9 protein-coding genes are annotated in these 12072 nt (G+C 64.0%); 4 read left to right on the top strand and 5 right to left on the bottom strand.

Annotated elements, in window-relative coordinates:
• Window positions 1-134: 134 nt before the first annotated feature.
• The 3 genes from ligB to B2D37_RS20090 all read right to left on the bottom strand — a co-directional run bounded on the left by ligB (window position 135) and on the right by B2D37_RS20090 (window position 4169).
• Window positions 135-1811 carry an NAD-dependent DNA ligase LigB gene (gene ligB / locus B2D37_RS20080; protein ID WP_079204364.1) on the bottom strand — a complete coding sequence of 559 codons (1677 nt, stop codon included), beginning with the start codon at window positions 1809-1811 and terminating at the stop codon, window positions 135-137.
• A 104-nt stretch (window positions 1812-1915) separates the two neighbouring features.
• Window positions 1916-3106, bottom strand: a complete 1191-nt coding sequence (metK, locus tag B2D37_RS20085; protein WP_079204365.1) for a methionine adenosyltransferase — start codon at window positions 3104-3106, stop codon at window positions 1916-1918.
• A gap of 52 nt (window positions 3107-3158) precedes the next feature.
• Entirely contained in the window at window positions 3159-4169 is a 1011-nt protein-coding gene (locus B2D37_RS20090; protein WP_079204366.1) for a metalloregulator ArsR/SmtB family transcription factor, read from the bottom strand.
• Between the two features lie 199 nt (window positions 4170-4368).
• Here B2D37_RS20090 and tkt point away from each other — a divergent pair, with 199 nt between their 5' ends.
• The 4 genes from tkt to fba all read left to right on the top strand — a co-directional run bounded on the left by tkt (window position 4369) and on the right by fba (window position 10093).
• Window positions 4369-6366: a transketolase gene (gene tkt / locus B2D37_RS20095; protein WP_079204367.1), complete on the top strand. Its 1998-nt coding sequence runs from the start codon at window positions 4369-4371 to the stop codon at window positions 6364-6366.
• A gap of 117 nt (window positions 6367-6483) precedes the next feature.
• Entirely contained in the window at window positions 6484-7551 is a 1068-nt protein-coding gene (gene epd / locus B2D37_RS20100) for an erythrose-4-phosphate dehydrogenase (RefSeq protein ID WP_079204368.1), read from the top strand.
• A 4-nt stretch (window positions 7552-7555) separates the two neighbouring features.
• Window positions 7556-8719 carry a phosphoglycerate kinase gene (locus tag B2D37_RS20105; RefSeq protein ID WP_079204369.1) on the top strand — a complete coding sequence of 388 codons (1164 nt, stop codon included), beginning with the start codon at window positions 7556-7558 and terminating at the stop codon, window positions 8717-8719.
• 309 nt (window positions 8720-9028) lie between these two features.
• Entirely contained in the window at window positions 9029-10093 is a 1065-nt protein-coding gene (gene fba / locus B2D37_RS20110; protein WP_079204370.1) for a class II fructose-bisphosphate aldolase, read from the top strand.
• A gap of 188 nt (window positions 10094-10281) precedes the next feature.
• Here the strand turns inward: fba and B2D37_RS23880 are convergent, their stop codons facing one another.
• On the bottom strand, window positions 10282-10566 hold the full coding sequence (locus tag B2D37_RS23880; RefSeq protein ID WP_079204371.1) for a hypothetical protein: 285 nt from the start codon (window positions 10564-10566) through the stop codon (window positions 10282-10284).
• 458 nt (window positions 10567-11024) lie between these two features.
• Window positions 11025-11708: a polysaccharide lyase family 7 protein gene (locus tag B2D37_RS20120; protein ID WP_079204372.1), complete on the bottom strand. Its 684-nt coding sequence runs from the start codon at window positions 11706-11708 to the stop codon at window positions 11025-11027.
• Window positions 11709-12072 lie beyond the last annotated feature (364 nt).

A 12072-nucleotide genomic window follows, 5' to 3' on the forward strand; every position in this document is an offset into this window, starting at 1 on the left:
CCTTGTCTCGGCGGCCTCGCCTACATTTTTAAACGGCCTGCTAGCCGATTGTCTCGCGGCATAACGGCAGGTCAGGTCGCGGCATTTACGCGGTGCGCGCGGCGCAGCCTGATTGCGCTGGTCAGCGTGCCCGCTTAAAACCCCTCGACCCGCGCTGCACGCAGTTGTTCGCGCAAGGCGCGCACTTCAGGATGTTGAAAGAAGGCCTGCAGCTGCGCCGCATGGGTCGGGCCGATGCCCGGCTGGCGCTGCCACTGCGCGCGGCTGCGGTGCGCCAGGTCATCCCAGTTGTCCGCCAGCGGCGCTGCGCCGCTGGGCGGCAGGCCGAGCGCGTGCAGCCAGTCGGCAAAGGGGCGTTGCCGGGCCAGGGTAAAACTCTGTTCGAGCTTGCTGGCGCTGCGCGGGCCTAGACCGGGGACTTCGGCCAATTGCGCGGCGGAGAGGGTCAGCCAGTCGAGCAGGCCGTCGAGTTGCTGCGTCTGCAGCAGCTTGTCCCAGGTGCCGGGGCCGACCCCGGGTAGTGCCAAACCCTGTTTGCCACTGAGCCAGGCCAGGCGGGCGCGGAATTGGCTGGTGCAGGCCGGCGTCGCCCGCCAGCAGCTCAGCGGATGGTAGTCGCCGGGTTGCGGAGCCTTGACCCCGGGACGTTGCTGGCTGCGCCAGACCACACTGTCCAGTTTGGGAATGGTCAGCCCGGCCAGCTGGATGGCGACTTGGTCGCCTGGACCTATGTCCAGGGTTTGCCAGCGCTGCAGCGAACCGAGGCTGACATATTCGATCCTGCGCTCGTCGAGTTTGATCGGCTGCAAACGCAGCACCGGGGTGATGCGTCCGCTGCGACCAATCCGGAAATCCACCGCCTGCACCACCGCGAGCGCCTGACTCAGCGGGTATTTCCAGGCCGCCGCCCAGTGCGGTGGTTCGGCTTGCCAGCGCTGCGCTGGCGGTCGGGTGCCCTGGCGCAGCACCACGCCGTCGCTGGCAAAGGGCAGCGCGCTACGGTACCACTGCTCGCGCCAGTGCCTGGCCTGGTTGAAGTCGCCGATCGGCTGACTGAGGCGCCGGCTGTCGACAAAGCCCATGGCGTCGAGGCGCTGCAGGCGCTCGCGCATCTCGGGCGGGCCGTCCGGCCAGTCCCAGACGAACAGGCCGATGCCGGCGGCGTCTTCATCGTCGAGGTTGTGCCGCGCCAGCAGTCCGGCGATCCGGCCGCGCGCGCCGCGGCCACCGGCCTCGACTTGCACATGCTGGGGCAGGCGCCAATAGAGTTCGCCCTGCAGGGTCAGGTCAAGCGGCGTCGGCAGGCGTTGCGGAATCGCCGGCAGGCGCTGTGCCTGGGCCGTCCAATCCTGGCCGCTGTGGCCGTCACCCCGGCTGATGGCCTGCTGCAAGTGCCCGCCACGGTAGACCAGGGTGATCGCCACGCCATCGACCTTGGGCTGGATCCACAGGTCTTCGCGGCTCGCGATCCAGTCGCGCACCGCCGCATTATCCGCCAGCTTGCGCAACCCGGTGTGCGCCACCGGATGAGCAATACGCCCGGCGCTGCTGGCCAACGGGTCGGCCGGCGCGGTGCCGAACTCGGTAAAGCAGCGGTGCCACTGTTCCAGCTGGACGCGCGCCTGGTCGTAGAGTTCGTCGGCCACCAGCGACACGCCCTGGCGGTGGTAGGCATCGTCCCAGGTGGCGATCTGCTCGCCGAGTGCGCTGACTTCACGCTCGGCCTGCGCGGTAGGCCAATCGGGGCAAGGGCCGGCCCAAGCATCGAGGGCGAGAAGAGTGATGAGTAGAGGCGCGAGACGGGTTGTCATCGTGAGCATCCTTGCTCGGGGACTAGGCTTTACAGCCTAGTCGGTTTTCTCCGGACAACAAAAAGCCCCGCACCAGGCGGGGCTTTAGGGTTTTCCCGAGGGGCTTACAAGCCGCCAGCCGCGCGCAGTTCGGCGGCCTTGTCGGTTTTTTCCCAGGTGAAGGAGGTGAAGCTGTCGTCGCCAACAGTCATCTCGACCGGGGTGCGACCGAAGTGGCCATAGGCCGCGGTCGCCTGGTACATCGGGTGCAGCAGGTCGAGCATCTTGGTGATCGCGTACGGACGCAGATCGAAGTGTTCGCGCACCAGTTGAATGATCTTGTCGTCGCTGATCTTGCCGCTGCCAAAGGTGTTGAGCGAGATCGAGGTCGGTTGGGCCACGCCGATGGCGTAGGACACCTGGATCTCGCAACGTTCGGCCAAGCCTGCGGCGACAATGTTCTTCGCCACGTAACGACCGGCGTAAGCCGCCGAACGGTCGACCTTGGATGGATCCTTGCCGGAGAAGGCGCCGCCGCCGTGACGGGCCATGCCGCCGTAGGTGTCGACGATGATCTTGCGCCCGGTCAGGCCGCAGTCGCCCACGGGGCCGCCGATGACGAACTTGCCGGTCGGGTTGATGTGGTACTGGGTGCCCTTGTGCAGCAATTCGGCTGGCAGGGTGTACTTGACGATCAGTTCCATGACCGCTTCCTGCAGGTCGGCCTGGCTGATTTCCGGGTTGTGCTGGGTCGACAGCACCACCGCGTCGATGCCGACCACCTTGCCGTCTTCATAGCGGCAGGTGACCTGGGATTTGGCGTCCGGACGCAGCCACGGCAGCAGGCCGGACTTGCGCGCTTCGGCCTGGCGCTCGACCAGGCGGTGGCTGAACACGATAGGCGCGGGCATCAGCACGTCGGTTTCGTTGCTGGCGTAGCCAAACATCAGGCCCTGGTCGCCGGCGCCCTGGTCTTCCGGCTTGACCCGGTCGACACCCTGGTTGATGTCCGGGGATTGCTTGCCAATGATGTTCAGCACGCCGCAGGTGGCGCCGTCGAAACCGACGTCGGAGCTGGTGTAGCCGATGTCGCAGATGACGTCGCGGACGATCTGCTCGAGGTCGACCCAGGCGCTGGTGGTGACTTCACCGGCGACGATAGCCACACCAGTCTTGACCAGGGTTTCACAGGCCACGCGGGCGTGTTTGTCCTGGGCGATGATGGCGTCGAGCACCGCATCGGAGATCTGGTCGGCGATCTTGTCTGGATGGCCTTCGGAGACGGACTCGGAGGTGAAGAGGGAGTAGTCGCTCATCGATCGGTTTTCCTATTGTTACCGGTGGGTGAGAGGGGCCGCGTGAGCCCGTTCATATGCGTGAGCCCGCGCTTGGGCCGTTGTGTTGATCTGGCTTGGCAAAGTGCCGCACCTGAATCTGGAAACCATTGCGCAAACCCACGTACAGGCTTTCGCCCGGTGTGAGTCCGGCGGCGACCGCCCAGCGGGCCAGGTCATCCTGCTCGAAGCCCAGCCAGAGATCGCCGCAGGCTTGCCTGGCCCAACTCTGGTTGTGGCTGCACAGCTCGGTGATCAGCAGGCTGCCGCCGCTGTTCACCTGCCGGGCCAGCTGTTTCAGCGCCTCGGCGGGGGCGGCGAAATGGTGCAGGACCATGTTCAGCACCACGCAGTCGGCGGCCGGGTAGTCATCGTTCAGGGCATCGGCGAGTTGCAGCTCGACGTTGCCCAAGCCTTCTGCTGTACAGCGCGTGCGGGCCAGCTCGAGCATCGCCGGGCTGTTGTCCAGCGCCGTGACCTGGCTGAAGCGGCGCGCCAGTTCGGGCAAAAAAGCACCGTCGCCGGGGCCGATTTCCAATGCCGTCGCCGCGCCGGTAAAACCCAGGGCATCGAGCAGCGCCAGCAGGCTGTCGCGGTACTGCGGCAAGCCGGCGATCAGATCCTGCTGGGCCTGGAAGCTGGCCGCGGTACGGGCGAAAAAATCCTGGCTGGCGGCGGCGCGCTGGTTGTGGACCTCGGCAATTCGGCCCTGCACTTCGGCGGGCAACTGCAGGCTATCCACTTCGTCGAGCAGGGCCGCGTGCAGGGTGCCGCCCAGCTGTTCGCCATGGGCCAGGGCGCGCCGGTAGAAGATCGCGTTGCCTTCGCGGCGGGTGGCCACCAGGCCGGCCTGGGCCAGTACCTTCAAGTGGTGGCTGATGCCCGACTGGCCAATGGCGAAGATCTGCGCCAGTTCCAGTACGCCGAAGGAGTCGTTGGCCAGGGCGCGCAGCACGTTCAGGCGCAACGGATCACCGCTGGCCTTGCACAGGGCAGCGAGGACGTCGACGGGTTGGAAGGCCAGAAGTGAGGCGCGCATATTCATAGGTCGAGCAGTTTAGTCGGTCATTTTTCATCCAGCAATACCAATATCAAAAAGTTTTGATATTGGTATTGCTGGCGAAGAAGCCAGAAAACATTGGCTCTGCGACTATCTGTCATTGCCCCAGTGGGCTCCGCTGGGCGAAAATGGCCCCCTTTTTTCGACCCGCTGTTGTAAAGCAGCCCTCGCAGGAGATTCAGTGATGCCCAGCCGTCGTGAGCGTGCCAATGCCATTCGTGCCCTGAGCATGGATGCCGTGCAGAAAGCCAACAGCGGCCACCCCGGTGCCCCTATGGGCATGGCGGACATCGCCGAAGTCCTCTGGCGCGACTACCTCAAGCACAACCCGAGCAACCCGGAGTTCGCCGACCGCGACCGCTTCGTGCTGTCCAACGGCCATGGCTCGATGCTGGTCTATTCGCTGCTGCACCTGACCGGCTACGACCTGGGCATCGAAGACCTCAAGCAATTCCGCCAGATGGGCAGCCGCACCCCCGGCCACCCGGAGTACGGCTATACCCCGGGCGTCGAGACCACCACCGGCCCGCTCGGCCAGGGCCTGGCCAATGCCGTGGGTTTCGCCCTCGCCGAGAAGGTGCTGGGCGCCCAGTTCAACCGCGACGGCCACCAGATCGTCAACCACTTCACCTACGCCTTCCTCGGCGACGGTTGCATGATGGAAGGCATCAGCCATGAGGTCAGCTCGCTGGCCGGGACCCTGGGCCTGGGCAAGCTGATCGCCTTCTACGACGACAACGGCATTTCCATCGACGGCGAAGTCGAAGGCTGGTTCACCGACGACACGCCGAAGCGCTTCGAGGCCTACGGCTGGCAGGTGATCCGCAATGTCGACGGCCATGACGCCGAAGAAATCAAGATCGCCATCGACACCGCGCGCAAGAGCGAGCAGCCGACCCTGATCTGCTGCAAGACCACCATCGGCTTCGGTTCGCCGAACAAGCAGGGCAAGGAAGACTGCCACGGCGCACCGCTGGGCGTTGACGAGATCGCCCTGACTCGCGCCGCCCTGGGCTGGAACCACGGTCCGTTCGAGATCCCGGCCGACATCTACGCCGAGTGGGACGCCAAAGAGGCCGGTGCCGTCGCCGAAGCCGCGTGGGATCAGCGCTTCGCCGCCTACACCGCTGCCTACCCGGAACTGGCCGCCGAGTTCAAGCGGCGCATCAGTGGCGAGCTGCCGGCCGATTTCGCCGAGAAGGCGGCCGCCTATATTCAGGAAGTCGCGTTAAAAGGCGAAACCATCGCCAGCCGCAAGGCCAGCCAGAACGCGCTGAACGCTTTTGGCCCGCTGCTGCCGGAATTTCTCGGCGGCTCGGCCGACCTGGCCGGCTCCAACCTGACCCTGTGGAAAGGCTGTCAGGGCGTCTCGGCTGAAGACGCTTCCGGCAACTACATGTTCTACGGTGTGCGCGAGTTCGGCATGAGCGCGATCATGAACGGCGTCGCCCTGCATGGCGGCTTCGTGCCGTACGGCGCGACCTTCCTGATCTTCATGGAATATGCGCGCAATGCCGTGCGCATGTCGGCGTTGATGAAAAAGCGCGTGCTTTACGTGTTCACCCACGACTCTATCGGTCTCGGCGAAGACGGCCCGACCCACCAGCCGATCGAGCAGTTGGCCAGTCTGCGCTGCACGCCCAACCTCGACACCTGGCGTCCGTGCGACGCGGTGGAATCGGCGGTGGCCTGGAAGTACGCGATCGAGCGCAACGACGGCCCCAGCGCCCTGATCTTCAGTCGGCAGAACCTGCCGCACCAGGGCCGCGATGCCCAGCAGTTGGCCGACATCGCCCGCGGTGGCTACGTGCTGAAAGACTGCGCCGGCGAGCCGGAGCTGATCCTGATCGCCACCGGTTCGGAAATCGGCCTGGCTGTCGCCGCTTACGAGCAGTTGAGCGCCCAGGGTCGGCAGGTGCGCGTAGTGTCGATGCCGTCAACCAGCGTGTTCGATGCGCAGGATGCCGGCTACAAGCAGGCGGTATTGCCGCTGCAGGTAAGCGCGCGGATTGCCATCGAGGCGTCCCACGCCGACTACTGGTACAAGTATGTCGGCCTGGAAGGTCGCGTCATCGGCATGACCACCTTCGGTGAGTCGGCCCCCGCGCCAGCGCTGTTCGAGCACTTCGGCTTCACCGTCGAGAACCTGCTGGAAACCGCCGCCGAACTGCTGGAAGACTGATCGCCTGTAGGATGGGTTGAGCGGAGCGCTACCCATAGTTGCGGATTTGATGGGTAGCGCTTCGCTCAGGCTACGCGCCTCACCCCATCCTACGGTCGCTTTCCCATCGAGATCACCATGTCCAATCGCCCCTACAGAATCGCCCTCAACGGCTACGGCCGCATCGGTCGCTGCGTGCTGCGCGCGCTGCATGAGCGCGGTGCCGGGGCGCGCCTGGAAATAGTCGCGCTGAATGATCTGGCCGATCAGGCCAGCATCGAATACCTGACTCGCTTCGACTCCACCCACGGGCGTTTTCCCGGTGAGGTGAGAGTCGATGGCGACTGCCTGCATATCAATGGTGACTGCGTGCAGGTGCTGCGCCAGGCGACGCCGGAAGGCATCGACTGGGCGGCGCTGGATATCGACCTGTTGCTGGAGTGCTCCGGCGCGTATCACACCCGCGCCGACGCTCAGCGTTTCCTCGCGGCCGGTGCGCCGCGGGTGCTGTTCTCCCAGCCGATGGCCAGCGAAGAGGCGGTCGATGCCACCATCGTCTTCGGGGTCAATCAGCACTGTCTGACCGGCGAGGAGACGCTGCTGTCCAACGCCTCCTGCACCACCAATTGCGGGGTGCCGCTGCTCAAGTTGCTCAACGAGGCGGTGGGCCTGGAGTACGTCTCCATCACCACCATTCACTCGGCGATGAACGATCAGCCGGTGATCGACGCCTACCATCATGAAGACCTGCGCCGCACGCGCTCGGCCTTCCAGTCGGTGATTCCGGTGTCCACCGGCCTGGCGCGGGGTATCGAACGGCTGCTGCCGGAACTAACCGGGCGGATTCAGGCCAAAGCCATACGCGTACCGACGGTAAACGTGTCCTGCCTGGACATCACCTTGCAGACCGCGCGTGACACCAGCGCCGATGAAATCAATCAGGTACTGCGTCAGGCCGCCGAAAGTGGCCCGCTGCAGGGCTTGATCGCCTACACCGAGTTGCCCCATGCCAGTTGCGATTTCAACCACGATCCGCACTCGGCCATAGTCGATGGCAGTCAGACTCGGGTTTCCGGGCCGCGCCTGGTCAATCTGCTGGCCTGGTTCGACAACGAGTGGGGGTTTGCCAATCGCATGCTCGACGTGGCTGAACACTTTCTCGCCGTGTCTCCTGTATCCATTCAACCAGCCCCCATGAAGGACTGATTCCATGACCGTTCTGAAGATGACCGACCTCGATCTCCAAGGTAAGCGCGTGTTGATCCGCGAAGACCTCAACGTGCCGGTAAAAGACGGCGCGGTGACGAGCGACGCGCGCATCCTCGCCGCGCTGCCGACCATCAAGCTGGCCCTGGAAAAGGGGGCGGCGGTAATGATCTGCTCGCACCTGGGGCGGCCGAACGAAGGTGAATACTCCGCAGAAAACAGCCTCAAGCCGGTCGCCGACTACCTGAGCCAGGCGCTCGGCCGTGAAGTGCCGCTGGTGCGCGATTATCTCGACGGCGTCGAGGTCAAGCCTGGCGAGTTGCTGTTGCTGGAAAACGTGCGCTTCAACGCGGGCGAGAAGAACAATACCGATGAGCTGGCCCGGCAATACGCCGCGCTCTGCGATGTGTTCGTCATGGACGCCTTCGGCACCGCCCACCGCGCTCAGGGCTCGACCCATGGCGTGGCCAAGTTTGCCCAGGTGGCCTGCGCCGGCCCGTTGCTGGCGGCTGAGCTGGATGCCCTGGGCAAGGCGCTGGGCAATCCGGCCAAGCCGATGGCGGCCATCGTCGCCGGCTCCAAGGTGTCGACCAAGCTCGATGTCCTGACCAGCCTGAGCCAGATCTGCGACCAGCTGATCGTCGGCGGCGGGATTGCCAACACCTTCCTCGCTGCCGCCGGTTTCCCGGTCGGCAAGTCGCTGTACGAGGCCGATCTGCTGGATACCGCCAAAGCCATCGCCGCCAAGGTCAGCGTGCCGCTGCCGGTGGATGTGGTGGTGGCCAAGGAATTCGCCGAATCCGCCACCGCCACCGTCAAACTGGTCGCCGATGTGAGTGAGGACGACATGATCCTCGATATCGGCCCGCAGACCGCGCGGCACTTCGCCGAGCTGCTGCAGTCGTCGAAGACCATTCTGTGGAACGGTCCGGTCGGGGTGTTCGAATTCGACCAGTTCGGCAACGGCACCAAGGTGCTGGCCGAAGCCATTGCCGCCAGCCCGGCGTTCTCGATTGCCGGTGGTGGCGACACCCTGGCGGCCATCGACAAATACGCCGTGGCGGACAAGATTTCCTATATTTCCACTGGCGGCGGCGCCTTCCTCGAGTTCGTCGAGGGCAAGGTGCTGCCGGCCGTGGAAGTGCTGGAGCAGCGCGCCAAGGGCTAGCCCCTGTTGGTCGGGAAGGCCGCGGCAAGGTTGAACCCGGCTCCCTGCGGGTTGTCGATTGCCATGCTCGCGGCGTGGGCCGACTATCCTTCCAGCGCAAGAGCGAAGAAGAGCTGGTCTACTGGATCGGTACCGATGATTTGCTCGGCCACCTTGGCGGGTTTGTCCGGATGCACTCCGGGCGACGAATTTCATCCCCTGGTGCGCCAGGGGCGGACGAGCTGACCCCTTGTCCCTGAATACTTGAATAGCGCCTGCCCCTGCGGCAGGCTTGCACGATTAACGAGTCCCTCCGGGAGAAAGAACACCATGGCACTTATCAGCATGCGCCAGATGCTCGACCACGCCGCCGAATTCGGCTACGGCGTGCCGGCTTTCAACGTCAACAATCTCGAGCAGATGCGCGCGATCATGGAAGCGGCCGACAAGACCGATTCCCCGGTGATCGTCCAGGCCTCCGCCGGTGCGCGCAAATACGCCGGTGCGCCGTTCCTGCGTCACCTGATCCTGGCGGCTATCGAAGAATTCCCGCATATCCCGGTGTGCATGCACCAGGACCACGGCACCAGCCCGGACGTGTGCCAGCGCTCGATCCAGCTGGGCTTCAGCTCGGTGATGATGGACGGCTCGCTGAAAGAAGACGGCAAGACTCCGGCCGACTACGACTACAACGTCGCCGTGACCCAGCAAACCGTGGCCTTCGCCCACGCCTGTGGCGTGTCGGTGGAAGGTGAGCTGGGTTGCCTGGGCAGCCTGGAAACCGGCATGGCCGGCGAAGAAGACGGCGTTGGCGCCGAAGGCGTGCTCGACCACAGCCAGATGCTCACCGATCCGGAAGAAGCCGCCGACTTCGTCAAGCGTACCCAGGTCGATGCCCTGGCCATCGCCATCGGTACCAGCCACGGCGCCTACAAGTTCACCAAGCCGCCGACCGGTGACATCCTCGCCATCGATCGGATCAAGGCGATCCACGCGCGCATCCCCGACACCCACCTGGTGATGCACGGTTCTTCTTCGGTACCGCAGGAGTGGCTGGCGATCATCAACCAGTACGGCGGCGACATCAAAGAAACCTACGGCGTGCCAGTCGAAGAAATCGTCGAAGGCATCAAGTACGGCGTGCGCAAGGTCAACATCGACACCGACCTGCGCCTGGCGTCCACCGGCGCCATGCGTCGCCTGATGGCGAGCAACCCGAGCGAGTTCGATCCGCGTAAGTTCTTCGGTGCCACCGTGACGGCCATGCGCGACATCTGCATCGCCCGCTACGAAGCCTTCGGCACCGCCGGCAACGCCTCGAAGATCAAGCCGATCTCCCTGGAAGCCATGTTCCAGCGTTACGCCAAGGGTGAGCTGGCCGCCAAGGTCAACTAAGCCTCGGCTGCAACGAAAAAGCCCGCTAATTAGCGGGCTTTTTCGTGGTTCAGGGTGCCGCCGCTCTGACGGCGGTACCTGTGCTTGCATGATGAGACGGCTCTTGCACACAGGCTCAACGCGAGTGGCTGCAATCGCCGATATACCGTCTGAACCGACGGTTATTCGCTCAGTGCCCTTTCGCCTCGTTAGACGTAGGGTTGGCCACCAAACCCTCTCGGGAGTCGCTGCCGCCCCGGCATGGCGGAGAGTTTCTCCCGCCACGCGGCGCGCCAGTCACTCGACACATGAGCGGCCTTGGATCTTCGCGCTGCTCTGCGCGCCGCATTCCGTTCGGCTTTCCGAGCCTCCTTGTACACGTCCGTATTGCGACAGTTATGGCATTTCACCTGATTAAGTTTGCTGCTGGAGGCAAGGCTGCTGCCGTGGCTGCCGCAGGCGAGATGACCCGCGACCTTGTAGTGAGTAACCATCGGTTAATCTCCTCATGATGTTGAGTGCAGCGCAAGGAAGGCGATACGAGATCGGTTGCTTCGAAGCAGACGCAAAAGCGAAGCCGCCAAGGCGCTTGCGGCGAACCAGAGGCCTTACCCTGGCATGGACTCGCACCATCAGAGAGCGAATGAACTTACCTGCACCTAAGCAGCATAGTCCCGCTCACGGTTGCGATCCCTGCGTTTGGTTAGACCACTCCCTGTGGGGGCTGGTTCGCCGACTGGCGGCGAGGTCATGCACGCCTCGAGGCGTTATTGAACTGAAGCCGTTCGGCAGCATGCTGCGTTAAAAGCAGGCTCGAATGCGAGCCCCGGCTAGGCGTCCCCGACAACATGCTCATTTACAGCTCGTGAACTGCGCTTTCTCGCCTGTTTTTGCCTTGCCTTGCCTTCGCCCGCTACGTTTTCACACCGCCTGCCTCGAGCGTTTTTTTGCGTTATGGCGTGGAGCTGGTCAGCGGCCGATGCTCGATGTCCAGCTTGAAGAAGGTCGCGGCGCCGGCTTCGGTCTCGTAGCCACTGTTGTCCTGGGGGTAGGCCCCGGCCTTGAAGTACAAGGATTTCGCCGCCCAAGCCGAATCGAGCCGGGTATTCCAGTTGTTGTTATTGAGGTTGATCGACAGCGTGCCGCCCGGGGTCAGGTGGATGCTGTAGGTGAAGCGCTGATTCAGTTCGATGTGGCTGGCGATAGTGATGACCTGAATCGGTGCGTCGGGCTTGAGGCGCACCTTGGCCACGATATTGCCGCCAGCCAAATACTCCTTGTATTGGTACTCCAGCTTGAGCAGCGGTGCGCTGCTCTGGTGGGCGTGGATCTGGCCGATCACCAGCTTGCCGGTCGAGGGTACCTGGCTGATTTTCAGGGAGGCACGCAGGAAATTGTCGGCGCTGGGGTAGGTCCAGTTGTGCCGCTTGCCGTCGGCGGAGGTCTCGCGCAGCTCGCTACGCGGGTATTTGGCATTTTTGGTGGTGCTGCCGTTGACCGGGGCCCAGAAGAAGATCGCGCCGTCTTTCGACTGGAAGTAGTGATCCTGATAGCCGCCGGCCAACAGGGGGGTGTCGATGGTGGTGGCGGGGATACCGACGGGAATGCTCAGATTCCAGGTGGCAAGATCGATCATGACTGATTCTCCTAGAAGAGAAATGACTTCAGTCGGGGGCACATCTCATCCTTGAGTCAGTAACGGCTTACTTGGCATTCCTGCGGGTGGCACACGCGAACTGGAAGAGGTTGGGGCAGGGGCTGCCATTGGCCGCGGGATGCGGTCGTCATTATAGCGGCAGGCTGCTCGGGGAGATGAGGGCCGCCGGTCGGTTTGTTGGCGTCAAAACATTGCCGACACAGGCCCGGCGCCGTATCTGCTTCGCCTGGCAGCCGAGCGCGATGCCTGGATGCTCCAGATGGCGATAATTGGTCCTGGGGGATTGCCGGCGAGGGCACCATGATCTGGCGCGCTGTCGGTGACAGCAGCGGGTTTTCCAGCG

The sequence above is a fragment of the Pseudomonas sp. CC6-YY-74 genome (assembly GCF_002025205.1).
GTDB lineage: Bacteria > Pseudomonadota > Gammaproteobacteria > Pseudomonadales > Pseudomonadaceae > Aquipseudomonas > Aquipseudomonas paeninsulae.

What these genes read in the sequence shown, in the direction of transcription:
- ligB (WP_079204364.1), bottom strand. Translation starts at nt 1,811, where the DNA reads ATGACAACCCGTCTCGCGCCTCTACTCATCACTCTTCTCGCCCTCGAT.
- metK (WP_079204365.1), bottom strand. Translation starts at nt 3,106, where the DNA reads ATGAGCGACTACTCCCTCTTCACCTCCGAGTCCGTCTCCGAAGGCCAT.
- B2D37_RS20090 (WP_079204366.1), bottom strand. Translation starts at nt 4,169, where the DNA reads ATGAATATGCGCGCCTCACTTCTGGCCTTCCAACCCGTCGACGTCCTC.
- tkt (WP_079204367.1), top strand. Translation starts at nt 4,369, where the DNA reads ATGCCCAGCCGTCGTGAGCGTGCCAATGCCATTCGTGCCCTGAGCATG.
- epd (WP_079204368.1), top strand. Translation starts at nt 6,484, where the DNA reads ATGTCCAATCGCCCCTACAGAATCGCCCTCAACGGCTACGGCCGCATC.
- B2D37_RS20105 (WP_079204369.1), top strand. Translation starts at nt 7,556, where the DNA reads ATGACCGTTCTGAAGATGACCGACCTCGATCTCCAAGGTAAGCGCGTG.
- fba (WP_079204370.1), top strand. Translation starts at nt 9,029, where the DNA reads ATGGCACTTATCAGCATGCGCCAGATGCTCGACCACGCCGCCGAATTC.
- B2D37_RS23880 (WP_079204371.1), bottom strand. Translation starts at nt 10,566, where the DNA reads ATGGTTACTCACTACAAGGTCGCGGGTCATCTCGCCTGCGGCAGCCAC.
- B2D37_RS20120 (WP_079204372.1), bottom strand. Translation starts at nt 11,708, where the DNA reads ATGATCGATCTTGCCACCTGGAATCTGAGCATTCCCGTCGGTATCCCC.